At 55.8% G+C, this 17,429-nt stretch carries 15 protein-coding genes and 1 pseudogene; 7 read left to right on the top strand and 9 right to left on the bottom strand.

The features are described 5' to 3' along the window. The first annotated feature begins 125 nt into the window (after positions 1-125). From P6287_RS09990 to P6287_RS10000, 3 genes are all read left to right on the top strand, one after another. Complete coding sequence (locus P6287_RS09990; protein ID WP_277973642.1) at positions 126-725, top strand: FMN-dependent NADH-azoreductase; 600 nt, start codon at positions 126-128, stop codon at positions 723-725. Between the two features lie 89 nt (positions 726-814). Next, entirely contained in the window at positions 815-1,519 is a 705-nt protein-coding gene (locus P6287_RS09995; protein ID WP_277973643.1) for a GNAT family protein, read from the top strand. Positions 1,520-1,567: 48 nt separating this feature from the next. Next, positions 1,568-2,227, top strand: a complete 660-nt coding sequence (locus P6287_RS10000; RefSeq protein ID WP_101764309.1) for an NAD(P)H-binding protein — start codon at positions 1,568-1,570, stop codon at positions 2,225-2,227. A 5-nt stretch (positions 2,228-2,232) separates the two neighbouring features. Here P6287_RS10000 and P6287_RS10005 read toward each other — a convergent pair whose 3' ends face one another. The 4 genes from P6287_RS10005 to P6287_RS10020 are packed head-to-tail and all read right to left on the bottom strand — an operon-like array spanning position 2,233 to position 6,717. After that, positions 2,233-3,546, bottom strand: a complete 1,314-nt coding sequence (locus P6287_RS10005; RefSeq protein WP_277973644.1) for an MFS transporter — start codon at positions 3,544-3,546, stop codon at positions 2,233-2,235. Positions 3,547-3,581: 35 nt separating this feature from the next. After that, a complete protein-coding gene (locus P6287_RS10010) occupies positions 3,582-3,902 on the bottom strand; it encodes a YdbL family protein (protein ID WP_277974925.1) in 321 nt (106 codons plus the stop codon). 11 nt (positions 3,903-3,913) lie between these two features. Further along, positions 3,914-4,102: a YnbE family lipoprotein gene (locus P6287_RS10015; protein WP_008106429.1), complete on the bottom strand. Its 189-nt coding sequence runs from the start codon at positions 4,100-4,102 to the stop codon at positions 3,914-3,916. Beyond that, positions 4,099-6,717 (bottom strand): YdbH family protein, encoded by a 2,619-nt coding sequence (locus tag P6287_RS10020; RefSeq protein ID WP_277973645.1) that lies wholly within the window; start codon positions 6,715-6,717, stop codon positions 4,099-4,101. Before P6287_RS10020 ends, P6287_RS10015 begins: the two co-directional genes overlap by 4 nt. A gap of 171 nt (positions 6,718-6,888) precedes the next feature. On the opposite strand from P6287_RS10020, the gene P6287_RS10025 reads away from it, so the two are divergent. Beyond that, positions 6,889-7,881 (top strand): 2-hydroxyacid dehydrogenase, encoded by a 993-nt coding sequence (locus P6287_RS10025; RefSeq protein WP_192233964.1) that lies wholly within the window; start codon positions 6,889-6,891, stop codon positions 7,879-7,881. A 16-nt stretch (positions 7,882-7,897) separates the two neighbouring features. Here P6287_RS10025 and P6287_RS10030 read toward each other — a convergent pair whose 3' ends face one another. Next, positions 7,898-8,170 (bottom strand): DUF333 domain-containing protein, encoded by a 273-nt coding sequence (locus P6287_RS10030; RefSeq protein WP_061718809.1) that lies wholly within the window; start codon positions 8,168-8,170, stop codon positions 7,898-7,900. A gap of 189 nt (positions 8,171-8,359) precedes the next feature. Here P6287_RS10030 and P6287_RS10035 point away from each other — a divergent pair, with 189 nt between their 5' ends. Both P6287_RS10035 and nifJ read left to right on the top strand, forming a co-directional pair. After that, positions 8,360-9,016, top strand: coding sequence for an MgtC/SapB family protein (locus P6287_RS10035; protein WP_061718808.1), 657 nt, complete (start codon positions 8,360-8,362; stop codon positions 9,014-9,016). Positions 9,017-9,154: 138 nt separating this feature from the next. Further along, positions 9,155-12,682 (top strand): annotated as a pseudogene (gene nifJ / locus P6287_RS10040) (pyruvate:ferredoxin (flavodoxin) oxidoreductase). Between the two features lie 56 nt (positions 12,683-12,738). On the opposite strand, the gene P6287_RS10045 reads toward nifJ, so the two are convergent. Continuing rightward, the gene (locus P6287_RS10045; protein ID WP_008106442.1) at positions 12,739-12,939 is read right to left on the bottom strand and encodes a DUF2767 family protein; all 201 of its coding nucleotides are present in this window, start codon (positions 12,937-12,939) and stop codon (positions 12,739-12,741) included. Between the two features lie 282 nt (positions 12,940-13,221). Here P6287_RS10045 and ttcA point away from each other — a divergent pair, with 282 nt between their 5' ends. Next, positions 13,222-14,157, top strand: coding sequence for a tRNA 2-thiocytidine(32) synthetase TtcA (gene ttcA, locus P6287_RS10050; protein WP_101764303.1), 936 nt, complete (start codon positions 13,222-13,224; stop codon positions 14,155-14,157). A gap of 50 nt (positions 14,158-14,207) precedes the next feature. Here ttcA and P6287_RS10055 read toward each other — a convergent pair whose 3' ends face one another. The 3 genes from P6287_RS10055 to P6287_RS10065 all read right to left on the bottom strand — a co-directional run bounded on the left by P6287_RS10055 (position 14,208) and on the right by P6287_RS10065 (position 17,334). Continuing rightward, positions 14,208-14,354, bottom strand: a complete 147-nt coding sequence (locus tag P6287_RS10055; protein WP_167391210.1) for a hypothetical protein — start codon at positions 14,352-14,354, stop codon at positions 14,208-14,210. A gap of 255 nt (positions 14,355-14,609) precedes the next feature. Further along, positions 14,610-15,593, bottom strand: coding sequence for a zinc transporter ZntB (gene zntB / locus P6287_RS10060; protein ID WP_137385861.1), 984 nt, complete (start codon positions 15,591-15,593; stop codon positions 14,610-14,612). Between the two features lie 121 nt (positions 15,594-15,714). Next, positions 15,715-17,334 carry a peptide ABC transporter substrate-binding protein gene (locus P6287_RS10065; protein ID WP_277973646.1) on the bottom strand — a complete coding sequence of 540 codons (1,620 nt, stop codon included), beginning with the start codon at positions 17,332-17,334 and terminating at the stop codon, positions 15,715-15,717. Between the last annotated feature and the right edge of the window lie 95 nt (positions 17,335-17,429).

Consider the following 17,429-nt stretch of genomic DNA (forward strand, 5'->3'; position numbering starts at 1 on the left):
GTGCGAGGTTATTCAATTATTTCGAACATTGATCTCGAAATATTGCGCTTTTACCTCGCGGGCTAACTCCGTACAGTGTAAAGCATTGAGCGGTAAGCCAACCGCGTAACGCACAGGAAAATACCATGAGCAAAGTTTTAGTTCTGAAATCAAGCATCCTCGCTGGTTACTCTCAGTCAAATCAACTGGCTGACTTCTACGCTGACGAAGCACGCGCTAAAGGTGACTCGGTTACCGTACGTGATTTAGCCGCGCAGCCGATTCCGGTGCTGGATGGTGAGCTGGTTGGCGCGCTGCGCCCATCCGATGCCCCACTGTCACCACGTCAGCAGGAAGCGCTGTCTCTCTCCGATGAGCTGATTGCTGAACTGCAAGCCCATGACACCGTGGTTATTGCCGCACCAATGTATAACTTCAACATTCCAACTCAGTTGAAAAATTACTTCGATCTGATTGCCCGCGCTGGCGTGACCTTCCGTTACACCGAAGCAGGTCCGGAAGGTCTGGTAACCGTCAAACGTGCGGTGATCCTCTCCAGCCGTGGCGGCATCCATAAAGATACGGCCAGCGATCTGCTGACCCCATACGTGAAGCTGTTCCTCGGCTTCATCGGTATCACTAACGTGGACTTCGTGTTCGCGGAAGGCATCGCTTATGGTCCAGAAGTGGCGACCAAAGCGGCTAACGATGCAAAAGACGCCATCAAACAAATTGTTGCTGCGTAATCATTTTTTTCGCATGATCAATGCCCGCCAGGCTTAACTGGCGGGCATTTTTTTTGCTGTTATTTTTCAGCACAGCGAAAGGAGATGAAGTGACACAACACAATCAATATGGTCAGCCTATCGGTTTTGCGCTACACGACTGGCAACCCGCAATCTTCCCGCCCGCTGCTATTCTCACTGGCCGCTTTTGCCATCTCACACCGCTTCAACTCAATCACGCGCCCGCCCTGTTTGCCGCCTTTTTGCTGGCACCCGACGATCGCGACTGGACCTGGCTTGGCGCATCGCAGCCGCAATCGTTAGCCGAGATGAACGATTGGATTGCTAACAAAATAGGTGACCGTGGATTGGTCAGTTATGCGGTGATCGATCAGGCTAATCAGCAAGCGGTTGGCGCGGTCTGTTTCGCCAATATCGACGTGCAGAACGGCGCGATTGAGATTGGCCATGTGACCTGGTCGCCGCTGATGCAGCGCAACGTATTGGGCTCTGAAGCGTTATATCTGCTGTTGCAGCAGGCCTTCGCGCTCGGTTATCGCCGCGTGGCTTGGCGTTGTGATTCCCTAAATCTGGCTTCCCGACGCGCCGCTGAACGTATCGGCTTTACCTTTGAAGGTCGTTTTCGTCAGGCCATGACGCGCAAACAGCGCAATCGCGATACCGATTGGTTATCGATCATTGATGGTGAATGGCCGCCGATTCAGCAGGCTTTAAGCCAATGGCTGGCGGTGGAGAATATGGATCAGCACGGACGCGAAAGGCAAAAGCTGCGCTGCTTTTTCTCCGCAGATTGACGTTGGCTATACTGACTCGCTGTTATCCACGCAATTTAAGAGGTACTCATGTCCAAGGTATTTATCATTGGCGGCGCAGGCAACATTGGCCGTCGTCTGGCATCACTGCTGGCCGCAAACGGGCACGTTGCGCGCCCGCTGTTTCGCAAAGCGGAACAGGAGCAGCCTTTGCGTGAACGGGGTGCGGAGCCGGTTAACGGCGATTTAACCGCGCTGGACGCAACATCGCTGGCCGCGCTGATGAAGGGCAGCGATGTGGTGGTCTTCACCGCCGGTGCCGGTGGCAAAGGCGGTGAAGAGATGACGAACGCCATTGATGGCAAAGGATTAACTACCGCAGTTGCTGCCGCGCAGCAGGCCGGCATCTCACGCTTTCTGCTGGTTTCGGCTTTCCCTGAAGCCGGCAGAAACAAAAACCTCTCCGCCAGCTTCGAAAACTACATGCGCGTGAAGAAAGCAGCAGATGTCGAGCTGGCGCAAAGCGATCTGGATTGGGTGATTTTACGCCCCGGCACGCTAACGGATGAGCAAGGCCAAGGCCGGGTGCGTGCTGGTTTGGCCATCCCGTATGGCGATATTCCTCGCGATGACGTGGCGGCGACGCTGGCTGAAATCATCGATCAACCGGCGGTCAGCCGGGTGATCATTGAGTTAACCGGCGGTGAAGTGCCGGTGCATGAAGCGGTTAAGCAACTGGCAACACGCTAGCGTCTTCAACCATCTGCTTCATCCAGCGAACGCAGATGGTCTTTTTTGTTTAGCGTCATCAGCGCCGGAATACTGATTGCAGCCGTGACCATGATGTACCAGGCGGGGATATCCAGATTCCCCGTTTGCTTAATCAGGGAGGTGATAATCAGTCCGGCACACCCCGAGAAAACCGCGTTAGAGAGTGAATAGGCCAGCCCCAGCCCGGTATAGCGGACGCGCGTGGGGAACATTTCAGCTAACATTGCCGGGCCCGGTCCTGCCAGCAATCCCACAATTCCACCCGCCACAAACACCACCAGCGCCTTGATCAACAGCGTTGAGGACTCGGCCTGCAACACTTTCAATAACGGCAATGCCAGCACCAGCAACAAACATGCCGCGATAACCATCACGCTGCGGCGTCCGATTTTATCGCTAAGCATGCCTGCTGGAATGATGGTGGCGGCAAAGCCAAGATTGGAGATCACCGCAATCGATAGCGCCTGGTTAAAGCCGGTGTGCAGCGAAGATTGCAGATAGGTTGGCATGATCACCAGATAGGTATAGCCCGCCGCTGACCACACCATCACGCGGCTGATTGCCAGCAAGATAATCCTGAGCGTCGCGCCAAAACTGGCGCTGACCGCCATTGGCTGATGCGCTTTTTGCGTTTGCTGCTGACGCACGAAGCTGGGCGTTTCTTCCATGCTGTAGCGCAGCCACAGCGCCACCATCCCCATCGGCAAGGCGAGGAAGAAGGGAATGCGCCAGCCCCAACTGTGCATCTGATCCACACTCAACACCGCCGACAGCAACGCGACAATGCCAGCGCCCGCCAGCAGGCCCAACGCCACGGTGAATGATTGCCAGGCACCGTAACGTCCTCGCTGCCCTTTGGGGGCAAACTCTGTCATCAGTGACACCGCACCGCCGTATTCCCCCCCAGCAAACAAGCCCTGCAGAATACGCAGACCGGTAATGATCAGCGGCGCCGCCACACCAATGCTGGCATAGGTGGGAATAATGCCGATCGCGGTCGTCACCAGCGTCATCATGATCAAGACAAAAATCAGCGTCGGCTTGCGCCCAATACGATCGCCCATGCGGCCAAAAAATATTGCGCCCAGCGGACGGAAGAAAAAGGCGATGGCGAAGGAAGCGTAGGTCAAAATAATGCCGGTCAGCTCGGCTTCGCCTTGCAGGCGAAAGAAGTTCTGCGCGATCACCGTCGCGAGAAAGCCATAAACCGCAAACTCGTACCATTCAATGAAATTGCCCACTGAACCGGCGATTAAGGCGCGCTTCTGTGCATCCGTTGTCGTTTGCGGCATTGGCATTTTAAGCTCCCAAAAAGATTATCTGCGGATAAACCTTACTTACGCAGCCACTGCCCATTGATGCCGCGCACATACTCGCCGCTACCTGCGCGGTTCACCAGCTTTTCGCCGGCGATGCGCGCCACTTCGCTGGCAGTCAGGTTATTTTGCTGCGCCACGCGCTGATATTGCTGCAGGCGGCCATCGTTGATGCGCTTGACCAGCGCCAGCGTTTCTTCGTCCTGCTGACGCGCCGCCACATAGCCGCTGAGCGTTTCGCCCACGCGCCCCTGTTGACGCGCCTCATCCAGCGTGAGCGCCCAGGCAGACGGCATCAGCAGCAGCGCCACAAGCAGCGCGATCCCCTTGCGTTTCATCATGCTTCTCCTCAAAACAGTCCGCTCTGATTCTTCAGCAGCGCTTCCACATCTTTATCCACCTTGATGTGAATCTCATGCTCAATTTTGACGTTCATATTGATGGTGATGGGCTCTTTCGGCGCCGCAACTTCAATGCGCGGCACGCAGCCAATCAGCGGCAGCCAGGCTGCCAGCACCAGTAATGCCCTGAGGCTCATGGTTGGGGATCCTTCTTCGAGGGTAAGGTGGCATTTTGCTCCACCCAGGATTGCAAATTATCGCCAAAGCGCAGGCTGCGCCACAGCTGGAACAAATTTTCCTGATGCCGGTAGTTCAGATTAACGGTCTGTCGGCGGTTACTGAACTGGCTAACGCCTTTTACTTCCGATTGCATGATTAGATTGCCGAAGTTATCCAGATCGATAGTGGCCCATGAACGCGAGATTTCCATGTAGCGCAGCCAATCCAGCGCCGCTCCGGCCGCAAAGTTATTGCTGACAATCGCGTCCGCCATATCTTTATCCAGCCGGAAGGTGAGCGGACCGCTGTTGGCGATCCAGCCCTTTTCAACCAGCCATCGCGGATTATTCACCCACAACGGCAATTCGCCATTGACCTTGCCAGACATGGCAAACTGCTTGGGTTTGATGGCGCTGACCAGCTTGCTGAGATTGATCTCCTTCAGCGAGACGCGCGCCGCTTGATGCTGTGGCATGCGCAGTTCGGGCATGCTGACGTGTCCGCCTAACAGATCGAGATTGACGTTGCTGAGCGTTAACGGCTGGCGCTCCTGCCATGGATAGTGACCTTGCAAATCGGCGGTGATGTTTTGCAGCGAGAACTGATTTTTTACTTCGGCGATACGCAGTGAAACCGGGCCGCGCCGTCCAAGCTGCCATTGATGATCCTTCAGCCGGAACGGCAGCGAGAAATCGATGCCGTTGATTTCACTGTCCGGCATCCACAGGCTGCCGTTTTTCACCGTCCAGTGACCGCCCGCTTCAAAGCCCTGCTCGCTAGCCGCCGAGAATGCCACCTGCGCGCGCAGTTCACCCGACTGGATACGCATTTTTAAATCGCTGCTGAGCAGCGGCTGGAACACCGTCAAAGATTGCGCCGGCCACCAGGCTTCGCCGCGCAGACGTTCGCCGTCCCAGCGGCCATGCACGCGTACCGGGCCAATATCCTCCGCCGTCAGCTGACCGCGCCAGATAAACTGGCTGGGATCGCTGCCTTTGGCTTCAAAATTAAGTTCTGATGGCGGCAGCCAGCCGCCGTAGCTGAACTGGGTTTGACCGGATTTGAGCGTGAAGCCACCGTTAAACGCCGGATGCGAGGGATCGCGCTGCCAGCGCACCGGCGCATTGAGCGTCAGGCGCGGTTTAGCCACTTGCACCATGCCGTACGCCAGCTGATCGAAACCGGTATTCAGCGTGTCGAGGCTGATCAAAGTGTCCTGCCAGCTGCCGGTGCCCTTCACGTCCCATTTGGCGGTGAGCGGCTCGATCAGGCCGTCCCCCCAATAACGCCAGTTCCACACGCCGCTGTCGGGCCAGAAATCGCTGGCGCGGCCATCGAGATGCAATCTGAAACGACCAAAGCTGGGATCGTGTGCCTTAAGTATTGCCTGCAGGCGACCATTAATTCCGCTCGACGCCACCGTCACGCCCGCCAGCGGCCAGCGCGCTTCATCCACTTCCAGCGTTGAGAGCAAGCGACCGCGCAAACGCAGCAGCGCGCCTTGTTTCAGGGTCAATTGCGGATCGGTCAGCACGCCGTGCAGTAAGCCCGGCATGCTGCCAAACAGCTGCAGATCGGCGAATTTGCTCTCGCCGGTCAGCTGGAACGGCAAGGCGCTATCGACCATGCTCAGTTTGCCCGGGCCAACGCTTAATACCAGATTGCCTTTGCCGCCGCGCCCTTGCGTCAGCAAATTAAATCGCCCGCTGACCAGCGTGTTTTCCAGGCCTTGCTGCCAGTTTTCCAGCGTTAGCGCCATGCCACCTGATAGCGGCTGATCGGCCTGCGGCCAGCGCCATTGACCTTGCGTGATACGAATCTGCCGCTCATCGACCTGCCACGGCAGCTGCAGCAGCGGCTGATCGTCATCCTGCTGCTTCACCGTCAAGGTGCCTTGCTGTTGCTGCCAGATGAGCGCCAGCGCCAGCGGCTGCGGCCACTGCACAATATTGAGGTCAGCGCTGAGTTCGCCCGCTACCGGCAAGCCATCGGCAAAGGTTGGCAAGGTGACATCGCCATGCAGGTTGAGCGGTTTGGGCAGTAAAGGATGACTGAGCTGCAGCTGGGCAATCTGCAGCAGTTGGCCTTGCAACCGCGCATCCACACTCAGGTTGTCGCCCTGATAATGCAGCCGCTGCACATCGTTATTTAAGGTGAGATCGAAACGTCCGGCATATTGTTGCCACGGCAGAATGGTGATTTTTTGCAGGTGGACATCGGCGCCAGGCAACATCTTCTGCCAGTCAGCCAGGCTGCGCGGCGCACCGCTCGCTTCGTTGTGCGGCAGCGATTGCAGGCAGTCGCTGTTGAGTTGGACTTCTCCCGCGCTAAGTTGCCAGCGCTTTTGCTGCCAGCCGAGCGCCGCATCGCTGACGTTTGCCAGTACACAATCGCCCGCCAGATAGCGCACCGCCGGGAAATGCAGCGCGCCTTGCTGCCAGCGCGGCGTGCCGTTGAGTTCCACGCGAGTATTTTCAGGCAGCCAGATACCGGCCAGACGCGGCAACCATTGCGTGAGCGTCAGCAGCAATCCCAATAGCAGCAGTATCAGCGCCAGCAGCGCAGCAAGTGTTCGGCGAAGGCCACGCGTCATGGCAGTTAACGTTCCTGTTCTTTACACAATCCTGACGAGGAGCCAAATGATGGCATGTTACGTCCGGCAAATGAAGGTGTTAGCGACATAGTCTGGCTGAAGCTCAGCAAAATGACGCGGAAAACGTTATCCTGTTGTGATACCGACGTTGCATTTTTCAGGAGCGAAACAATGAAAGTTGCGGTTTACAGCACCAAGCATTACGACCAAAAATACCTTGAACACGTCAACGACAGCTACGGATTTGAGCTGCAGTTTTTTGACTTCCTGCTGACACCGGCGACGGCAAAGAACGCCGCGGGCTGTGATGCGGTGTGTATTTTCGTCAACGATGATGCCAGCAAAGCGGTGCTGGAAGAGTTGGCGGCGCTGGGCGTGAAGCACGTTGCGCTGCGCTGTGCCGGTTTCAATAACGTCGATCTGGCGGCGGCGAAAGCGCTCGGCTTAAACGTGGTGCGCGTCCCGGCGTATTCGCCAGAAGCGGTGGCGGAACATGCGGTTGGCCTGATGATGACGCTGAATCGTCGCATTCACCGCGCCTATCAACGCACGCGCGACGCTAACTTCTCGCTGGATGGCTTAACCGGCTTCAACATGCATAACAAAACCGCGGGCGTGGTCGGAACCGGCAAGATTGGTATCGCGGCGATGCGTATTCTCAAGGGATTTGGCATGCGCCTGTTAGCGTTCGATCCCTATCCAAGCCAGGCGGCGCTGGAGCTGGGCGCGGAATATGTCGATCTCAAAACGCTGTTCGCTGAAGCCGATGTGATTACGCTGCACTGTCCGCTTACGCCGGAAAACCACCATCTGCTCAACGCGCAGGCGTTCAGCCAAATGAAAGATGGCGTGATGATCATCAACACCAGCCGTGGCGGTTTGATTGATTCACAAGCGGCAATTGATGCGCTTAAGCAGCAGAAGATTGGTTCGCTGGGAATGGATGTGTATGAAAACGAGCGCGATCTGTTCTTTGAAGACAAATCGAATGACGTGATTCAGGATGATGTGTTCCGTCGTCTGTCGGCCTGTCACAACGTGCTGTTCACCGGCCATCAGGCTTTCCTGACCGCCGAAGCCTTGACGGCAATTTCAGAAACCACGCTCAGCAACTTGCAACAGCTGGAACGCGGCGAAATCAGCCCGAATCAGGTCACCGCTTAACCCTTCTGCGCCTGCCTTAGCGGGCGCAGCTTCCACCCATTAGCGCCTGTTCGTCACAGCGACGACCATTCGCCAACTGGCACATACCGATGCGTGAACCGTCTAACTGACGCGAAAACGCCAGCGATCCCCCGGCATTACTGCAATTCACTTCAGCCATTGATGACATCACAACGCGCGGTTGTACGTGGGCGGCAGTAGCTTGTTGCGGCGGTTCGTTGTCACTGTTGCTGCTGCAGGCAGAAAGTAACAAGGTAGCGCCAGCCAGCAGGAAGAGAGCGGCTTTCATCGATGGGGCTCCGGGGATTGAGCGAAAAAGTCGCACCAGCATATGTCAGGTGCGCTGAGGGATCGATAGGCGACACAGCTTTTTACAAAATTTAATTTCATTGTTTGCAAGCAGAATTATCCTGTTTGAGATGTTTCCGCCCTTTTCACCCGGCGGAGGGTTTGTTTTTCAATAACTAAGGAGAGAACGATGTTGACGGATATGCTTATCCGCATCGCGCTGGCGGGAATTCTCGGCGGACTGATTGGTCTAGAGCGGCAGCTGCGCGCTAAAGAGGCCGGTTTGCGCACCCATATCCTGGTCGGTATCGGTAGCGCGATGTTTATGTTGGTATCGAAATATGGCTTTGCCGATATGTTAGTCAGCGACCATGTAGCGCTCGATCCCAGCCGTATTGCGGCGCAGGTGGTGAGCGGCATGGGCTTCCTCGGCGCCGGTACCATCATCATTCAAAAGCAAGTGGTGAAAGGTCTCACCACCGCCGCCGGTTTATGGGTGACGGCGGCGATTGGTCTGGTGATCGGTAGCGGCATGTATGAAATCGGTATCTACGGCACCGTGCTGGCGCTGGTGGTGCTGGAGACGTTCCGTCGCATCAGTCACTGGCTGATTGGCCGTCACCATACGCTGCTGGTGCACCTCAAACCCAAAAGCGTGCCGCTGGTGCTGCTGGTGCTGCAACGCGAAAATGTGCGTTACGGTCACATCGCCGTAGTTAACCGTGATGAAGAGGTTGGTCTGTGCGAACTGAGCGTTGAGGTGACGTTGTCACGACGTACACCAATGCATAATATCTATGACAAAGTGATGGAAATCAAAGGCGTTCAATCGCTAGAGATGATGTAAAAATCATCAATGTTAGATTGCGGTGCGCTGCCATCTCGCTAGCACACAGATGAAAAAGTCGCGTCCAAGCCCTTTGCTAAACTGAACTGATAACCCCCGTAAAGTTTGCGGGTTTCTCCGCGTAGCAAAGGACGATTTATGATTACCGTCGACGGTAACGGTGCAGTGGCTTCAGTCGCCTTCCGCACCAGCGAAGTGATTGCCATTTATCCCATCACGCCCAGCTCAACCATGGCCGAGCTGGCGGATAGCTGGTCCGGCGAAGGCCGCCGTAATATCTGGGGCGATGTGCCGCGCGTGGTCGAGATGCAATCAGAAGGCGGCGCGATTGCCACGGTGCACGGCGCGCTGCAAACCGGTGCACTCTCAACCACCTTCACCTCTTCGCAGGGATTGCTATTGATGATCCCGACGCTCTACAAACTGGCGGGCCAGCTGACGCCGTTTGTGCTGCACGTCGCGGCGCGGACCGTGGCGACGCACGCGCTGTCGATATTTGGCGATCACTCCGATGTCATGGCAGTACGACAAACCGGCTGCGCGCAGCTCTGCGCCTCCAGCGTGCAGGAAGCGCAGGATTTTGCCCTGATTGCACAAATCGCCTCACTGAATAGCCGCATCCCATTTATCCACTTCTTCGATGGCTTCCGCACCTCGCACGAGATCAACAAGATCGTGCCGATCAGCGATGAAACCTTGCAGGCGCTGATGCCCGCCGAGGCAATTAACGTCCATCGCGCTCGTGCATTAACGCCGGATCGCCCAACGATTCGTGGCACATCCGCCAATCCTGATACCTATTTTCAGTCACGCGAAGCCACCAACCGCTGGTATGACGATTGCACCCAGCACGTTGAGGCTGCAATGACCGCGTTTGGCGAAAATACCGGCCGCCATTATCAGCCGTTTGAGTTTTATGGCCATCCGCAGGCCGAGCGTGTAATGGTGATGATGGGCTCCGGCTGCGGCACGGCTGAAGAGGCGATTGATGAGATGCTGCAGCGCGGCGAGAAAGTCGGGCTGGTGAAAGTGCGCCTCTATCGCCCGTTTTCGGCGGCGCATTTGCTGCAAAAGATCCCCGCTTCCGCCCAGCGGATTGCGGTGCTCGATCGCACCAAGGAGCCCGGCGCGCTCGGCGAACCGCTATTCCTGGATGTGATGACCGCGCTGGCTGAAGCTTACAGCCGTGGCGAGCGGGCGTCGCTGCCGAAGGTGATCGGCGGTCGCTATGGTTTGTCATCGAAAGAGTTCGCACCCGATGCGGTGCTGGCGGTTTTTAGTGCCTTGCTGCGCGAAACACCGCCAGCGCGTTTTACCGTCGGCATTTACGACGACGTCACCCATCTTTCGCTGCCGCTGGAAGCCAATATCGTGCCGAATCGCGCACGGCTTGAAGCGCTGTTTTATGGTTTAGGCAGCGACGGCAGCGTCAGCGCCAGTAAAAACAACCTGAAAATAATCGGTAACGCCACACCGTGGCAGGTGCAGGGCTATTTCGTCTACGACTCGAAGAAAGCCGGCGGCCTGACGGTTTCCCATCTGCGCGTCAGTGAATATCCGATTCAATCCGCCTATTTGATTCAGCAAGCCGACTTCATTGGCTGCCATCAGCTGCAGTTTATCGATAAGTATTCGATGCTCGATCAGCTTAAGCCGGGTGGGATTTTTCTGCTCAATACGCCCTACAGCGCTGAGGAGGTGTGGCCGGACCTGCCGCAGGAAGTGCAGAGCCAGCTCAACGATAAACAGGCGCGATTTTATGTGATCAACGCTGTGCGTATCGCGCGCGAATGCCAGTTGGGCGCACGCATCAACACCGTGATGCAGATGGCTTTTTTCCAGCTGACCCAGATTTTGCCAGGCGATAGCGCATTAACTGAACTGCAAAACGCCATTGCGCGCAGCTACAGCAGCAAAGGCGAAGAGCTGGTGCAGCGCAACTGGCAAGCGCTAGCGATGGCACAACAAGCGCTACAGAGGGTGCCGCTGCAACCGGTAGACGATCGCAGTCCGCATCGCCCGCCGGTGGTAGCCGATAGCGCGCCGGATTTCGTCAAAACCGTCACCGCAGCGATGCTGGCCGGCCTTGGCGATAAACTGCCGGTTTCGGCGCTGCCGCCTGATGGAACCTGGCCGGTTGGCACCACGCAATGGGAAAAGCGCAATATCGCCGAAGCCGTGCCGATCTGGCAGCCCGATCTCTGTACGCAGTGCAACCATTGCGTCGCCGCCTGCCCGCACTCGGCGATTCGCGCCAAAGTGGTTGATCCTGCAGCACTGGAAGATGCGCCACCTTCGCTCGCTTCACTCGATGTGAAATCGCGCGATATGCGCGGACAGAAATACGTGCTGCAGGTAGCGCCGGAAGATTGCACCGGCTGCAATCTTTGCGTGGAAGTGTGCCCGGCCAGCGATCGCCAGCATCCGGAAATCAAAGCCATCAACATGAAATCACGCCTGGAGCATGTTGAGACGGAAAAGGTCAATTACGCAGCCTTCCTTGCGCTGCCGGAGATCACCGCCGAGCAGCTAGAACGTATTGATATCCGCACCTCGCAGCTGATTACGCCGCTGTTTGAATATTCCGGTGCCTGCTCGGGCTGCGGGGAAACGCCCTATATCAAACTACTGACGCAGCTGTATGGCGATCGCCTGCTGATTGCCAATGCCACCGGCTGCTCCTCCATTTATGGCGGTAATCTGCCTTCCACGCCTTACACCACCAATGCTGAAGGTCGCGGTCCGGCGTGGGCGAATTCGCTGTTTGAAGATAATGCCGAATTTGGTCTGGGCTTCCGCTTGAGCGTCGACCAGCAGAAACAGCGCGCGCTCAGACTACTTGATCAATGCGCTGCGCAGCTACCGGCGGCATTGGTTGACGCATTAAAAGGTGACAGCGTCACCATTTCCCAACGACGGGAGCAGATTATACAGCTGCGCGCCCTGCTCGCGGCTTCACCGCAGCCTGAAGCCAAAGCCCTAAACGACACAGCGGATGCGCTAGTGGCGAAATCGGTCTGGCTGATTGGTGGCGATGGTTGGGCGTACGACATTGGCTACGGCGGCCTCGATCACGTGATGAGCCTGAGCGAAAACGTCAACGTGCTGGTGCTGGATACGCAGTGTTACTCCAATACCGGTGGCCAGGCATCAAAAGCGACGCCGCTCGGCGCGGTGACCAAGTTTGGCGAACAGGGGAAACGCAAGGCGCGCAAGGATCTCGGCATGTCGACGCTGCTGTATGGGCATGTGTATGTGGCGCAGATTTCGCTGGGCGCGCAGCTCAATCAAACCGTGAAAGCGATTCAGTAAGCGGAAGCCTGGCCGGGACCCTCGCTGATCATCGCTTACAGCCCGTGTGAAGAGCATGGCTACGATCTGGCTTATAGCCACGAGCAGATGCGCCTGCTGACCACCAGCGGTTTCTGGCCGCTTTATCGTTTTGATCCTCGACGCGCCGAGCAAGGTAAAGCCGCGCTGGCGCTGGATTCGCGTCCGCCGACCTCGGAACTCGAACAAGCATTAATGAACGAGCAGCGTTTCCGCCAATTGCAAACTCAGCGGCCAGAAGAAGCGTCGCAGCTGTGGCGTGATGCAACGGTAGCCGCCAGTCAGCGTTATCAGCGGCTGGCCGAGTTAGCCGGGAAAACCGAGAAAAGCGAGTAGATGAAAAAGCCCGGCGCGATGGCCGGGCGTTTCTTTGCTGGGTTAATGTTGATGGATTAACACGGCTTGAGCTGAACGATGGCCATCTCTACCGCCCGATTCGGTGAGCCGGTGAGTTCACGATAGCGCAACTGTAGATTGCGCAACTCGCTGGCTAGCACCTCTTTCTCGGTTGCTGCGCCTCGCTGTGCCAGCTCCAGATAACATTGCCCCACCAGCCGACACGCCTCTTCAAAAACCATATCGTACGTTTGCATTTGCCGCTCCTCACCTAAAGAAAGTAAAAAAAGCACTTCGGCCATCCTGTCAGGCCCAGATGAGGTAAATATTTGCCCAGATCAATAAATAGCCAGATTGTTCTGACAAAGTGTGCGCCTTTGTCTCAAGCGCAATGAGTTATCATCAGAAAAGAGATCACTTCAGGCTAGCATTCGCGCCCGCAATCCGTACCATACGCAGTCATGTTTACAGGGTTTATTGCCGTTGAAGATTGCTTCAGCCGCTAACGGCCCTCGCCTTCACTCTTAAGCGTGAAAATAATGTCAGAAAATCAAGAAGTAACAAAAAAAGAGCAGTACAACCTCAACAAACTGCAGAAGCGTTTGCGTCGCAACGTTGGCGAAGCCATTGCTGACTTCAACATGATTGAAGAAGGCGATCGCATCATGGTTTGTCTGTCTGGTGGTAAAGACAGCTACACCATGCTGGAGATCCTGCGTAATTTGCAGCAGAGCGCGCCGGTGAATTTCTCGCTGGTGGCGGTGAATCTCGACCAGAAACAGCCCGGTTTCCCGGAGCATATTCTGCCCGCCTATCTGGAACAACAGGGCGTTGAGTATCACATCGTTAACGAAGACACTTATTCCATCGTTAAAGATAAGATTCCTGAAGGCAAAACTACCTGCTCACTCTGTTCGCGTTTGCGCCGCGGTATTCTGTATCGCACCGCCACCGAGTTGGGTTGTAGCAAAATCGCCTTAGGTCATCATCGCGACGATATTCTGCAGACCATGTTCCTCAACATGTTCTACGGCGGCAAGATGAAAGGCATGCCACCAAAACTGATGAGCGATGACGGTAAACATATTGTGATTCGTCCGCTGGCATACTGCCGCGAGAAAGACATCATTCGTTTTGCGGAAGCGCGCCAGTTCCCGATCATTCCGTGCAACCTGTGCGGTTCGCAGCCGAATCTGCAACGTCAGGTGGTTGCCGACATGCTGCGTGACTGGGATAAACGTTATCCAGGCCGTATCGAAACCATGTTTACCGCGATGCAGAATGTGGTGCCATCACACATGGCCGACATTAATCTGTTCGATTTCAAAGGCATCAAACACGGTGATGCCGTGGTGGATGGCGGTGATTTGGCGTTTGATCGCGAAAGCTTGCCGGTGCAGCCCGCGGGCTGGCAGCCAGAAGAGGATGATGCGCCGAATCTCAGCGTACGTCTTGATGTGCTGGAAATTAAGTAATAGGTTTTGCTGCAAAAAAGGCGCGTCGCTTCGGCTACGCGCCTTTTTTATTAACGGTGCGGCGGTGGATCCTGAATCGGTGGGAATTCGGGATCGTGTGGTGGCTGTGCGGGTGGTATCGGCTGCGGTTGTGGAATCGGTTCGGGAATCGGTGGTGGATCGGTAGGAATCGGTTCGCTGGCAATGATCTCTTGCATGCCCTTCTCCTTGTCGCTGAATGTCCTTTAAGCATAGGAAAGTTTGGCCGAGCAAGCCAGGCGGGCAAAAAAAAGCCGGCGGATAAGCCGGCGTCGTACGAATCAAATGTGCTATGCAGTAATTCAAAAAAGGAAGTAAGACAATATGGAGCGCAACGCCCATCGCTTGACGTTGCATTCACCTGCGGGAAAGAGTTTGCCCCGATTGCGCTGGCGGGATATTGATATCGATCAGGTTTAATCCGCTTTTATGCCTTACAACCATTTCCGCCGTTTCAACCATATCGCCACGCCGCCAACCATCACCAATAGCAGCACGCAGAAAGCGGTAAAGCCCAGCGCCCAATTGCCGCCCGGAATGCCGCCGAGGTTGACGCCGAATAAGCCGGTAAGGAACGTGGCCGGTAAAAAAATCATCGCCATCAACGACATGGTATAAGTGCGGCGATTCATCGATTCCGCAAGGATTGACGCCACTTCATCCGCCAGAATCGAAGTGCGCGCCACGCCCGCATTAAGATCGTCCAATCCGCGACCTAAGCGATCGGCAACTTCTTGCATACGGCGACGATCGTCGTCGTTCATCCACGCCATCTTCTCGATAGCCAGCCGCGCATAGACATCGCGCTGCGGTGCCATATAACGACGCATCACAATCAGCTGCTTACGCAGCAGCGCCAAATCGCCGCGCGCTGGTACTTCCTGATTCATTAGCGCATCTTCCAGCTCGATAATTTTATCGTGCATCTCTTCGATAAATTCGCTGGCGTGGTCGGTTAACGCATCGCACACATCCACCAGCCAGCTGCCGCCATCAACCGGACCGTTACCCTGTTGTAGATCGGTCAGCACGGCATCAATGGCGTACACTTTGCGCCGGCGCGTCGAGACAATCAGCTTATCGTTGATAAATACGCGCATCGCCACCAGCTGATCGGGACGTGAATCGGCGTTATGGTTCACGCTGCGCAGCACAATCATGAAGCCGTCGCCGAGGCGTGTCACGCGCGGCCGCATGCTGTCGCCCGCCAGCGCATCACGCACCGAATCGGGGATCAGCGGCGTGTTTTGCAGCCATTCCGCACTTTGCCGTTGGGTGTAATTGAGGTGCAACCAGCAGGGACGTTCGCAGTTGATGACGTCTTTATCTTCGATGGGGATCATGCCGCCTGCGCCATCCAGCTGACAGGACACAATGGCATCGGATACTTGTAACGCTTTTCCTTCAATGACGTTCACGAACTGGCCTCACTATCAAAATCAATACGATACAGTCTAGCGTGGCGCAGACCAGTTGCAATCATCAGGCTGTGAGCAAAGATGACAGGCGGTGACAATCACCGCCTGCGGATGTGCGGGGTTAATGCTTCTCAATCCACAGCTCGCGGCTGTACGCCACGTCTTCAGGATTGGTGATCGGATAACCTTTCACCCACGGCTTGATTAAGCGGCCGTTGGTGTATTGGTAGATCGGCGCGATCGGTGCCTGATCGGCGATGATCTGCTCGGCTTTGTTGTAATCGGTGTTACGCGCCGCCACGCTGGTTTCAGTGCTGGCTTTGGTGATCACCGCATCGTAATCGGCACTGCGGAAGCGCGCGATATTGCCGGTGTGGGTCGAGGTCAGCAGACTGAGGAAGGTTGAAGGCTCATTATAATCGCCGATCCATGACGCGCGGATCACATCGAAACTGCCGCTATTACGGCTGTCAATATAGGTTTTCCACTCCTGATTTTGCAAGGTGACATCCACGCCAAGATTCTTCTTCCACATTGACGCCACCGCGATAGCAATTTTCTGATGGCTTTCCGAGGTGTTGTAGAGCAGCGTCAAATGCAGCGGTTTGCCCGGTCCATAACCTGCCGCTGTCAGCAATGCTTTGGCCTGCGCGTTCAGCTCCTGCTGGCTATGTTGCTGCAGATAGCTCTTCATCGGTGTGAAACCGGCGGTAACGTCCGGCGTGAAGTGCCAGGCCGGTTTCTCGCCGGTGCCCAATACTTTCTCCGCAATGATGCGACGATCGATGCTCCACGACAGCGCCTTGCGCACGCGTACATCAGCGGTTGGCCCTTTCTCGGTATTGAACGCGTAGTAATAGGTGCCAAGCTGATCCGGCGTATACACCTGACCAGGCAACTCTTTTTTCAGCAGCGCGTACATGTTTTTCGGGAAGGATTCGGTGATATCGATATCGTTGGCACGATAGCGTTTGGTAGCACTGGATTCTTCATTAATCGGAATAAACGTGACTTTCGTCAGCACCGATTTTTGGTCATCCCAATAGTTAGCGTTGCGCACCAATACAATTTTTTCGTTCACCACGCGATCCTGCAGCTGATAAGCGCCATTGCCCACCAGCTTGCCCGGTGATGTCCAGCTGTCGCCCTCTTTTTCAATCACTTGCTTCGATACTGGATACATCGCGGCGTTGGCGACCATGCTCGGGAACCACGGTACAGGACGTGACAATGTCACCTTAAGGTGAGTCGCATCGGTTGCCGTCACGCCCAGCTTATCGGCGCTCATCTGTCCTTTGGTGATTGCTTCGGCGTTTTCAATGCCGCTCAAGGCGGCGAACCAGGCAAACGGCGAACTGTTCTTCGGCTCAACTAAACGTTGCCAGCTGTAGACAAAATCCTGCGCGGTAACCGGCTCACCATTTGACCAGCGCGCATCTTTGCGCAGGGTAAACATCCAGGTTTTGTTGTCGTTGCTGCTCCAGCTTAGCGCCACGCCCGGCACGATTTTTCCGTGGGCGTCCTGATTGGTCAGCCCTTCAAACAGATCGCGCATCACCTGAATTTCTGGCAAGCCAACCGCCTTCATCGGATCGAGTGAAGCGGGTTCATCTTTAATATGGCGAACAATTTCCTGGGTGCTGGCCAGCTGTGCGCCCGACGGCACGTTGGCGGCGAATGCGGGTGAGACAGCACTGGCTACAATTAAGGCAGTCAGCGTTTTGCGGAACGTTAGTTTCATCACCACTCCTTTACGCGAAAAAAATGGCGACCGCGAAGAGATTGTGTCGCCAGCAACTTTTGGCACTTTATCGCAAATTGCTGATTGATATATAG

Source organism: Pantoea sp. X85, from assembly GCF_029623675.1.
GTDB lineage: Bacteria > Pseudomonadota > Gammaproteobacteria > Enterobacterales > Enterobacteriaceae > Pantoea > Pantoea leporis.

What these genes read in the sequence shown, in the direction of transcription:
- P6287_RS09990 (WP_277973642.1), top strand. Translation starts at nt 126, where the DNA reads ATGAGCAAAGTTTTAGTTCTGAAATCAAGCATCCTCGCTGGTTACTCT.
- P6287_RS10000 (WP_101764309.1), top strand. Translation starts at nt 1,568, where the DNA reads ATGTCCAAGGTATTTATCATTGGCGGCGCAGGCAACATTGGCCGTCGT.
- P6287_RS10005 (WP_277973644.1), bottom strand. Translation starts at nt 3,546, where the DNA reads ATGCCAATGCCGCAAACGACAACGGATGCACAGAAGCGCGCCTTAATC.
- P6287_RS10010 (WP_277974925.1), bottom strand. Translation starts at nt 3,902, where the DNA reads ATGAAACGCAAGGGGATCGCGCTGCTTGTGGCGCTGCTGCTGATGCCG.
- P6287_RS10015 (WP_008106429.1), bottom strand. Translation starts at nt 4,102, where the DNA reads ATGAGCCTCAGGGCATTACTGGTGCTGGCAGCCTGGCTGCCGCTGATT.
- P6287_RS10020 (WP_277973645.1), bottom strand. Translation starts at nt 6,717, where the DNA reads ATGACGCGTGGCCTTCGCCGAACACTTGCTGCGCTGCTGGCGCTGATA.
- P6287_RS10025 (WP_192233964.1), top strand. Translation starts at nt 6,889, where the DNA reads ATGAAAGTTGCGGTTTACAGCACCAAGCATTACGACCAAAAATACCTT.
- P6287_RS10030 (WP_061718809.1), bottom strand. Translation starts at nt 8,170, where the DNA reads ATGAAAGCCGCTCTCTTCCTGCTGGCTGGCGCTACCTTGTTACTTTCT.
- P6287_RS10035 (WP_061718808.1), top strand. Translation starts at nt 8,360, where the DNA reads ATGTTGACGGATATGCTTATCCGCATCGCGCTGGCGGGAATTCTCGGC.
- P6287_RS10045 (WP_008106442.1), bottom strand. Translation starts at nt 12,939, where the DNA reads ATGCAAACGTACGATATGGTTTTTGAAGAGGCGTGTCGGCTGGTGGGG.
- ttcA (WP_101764303.1), top strand. Translation starts at nt 13,222, where the DNA reads ATGTCAGAAAATCAAGAAGTAACAAAAAAAGAGCAGTACAACCTCAAC.
- P6287_RS10055 (WP_167391210.1), bottom strand. Translation starts at nt 14,354, where the DNA reads ATGCAAGAGATCATTGCCAGCGAACCGATTCCTACCGATCCACCACCG.
- P6287_RS10065 (WP_277973646.1), bottom strand. Translation starts at nt 17,334, where the DNA reads ATGAAACTAACGTTCCGCAAAACGCTGACTGCCTTAATTGTAGCCAGT.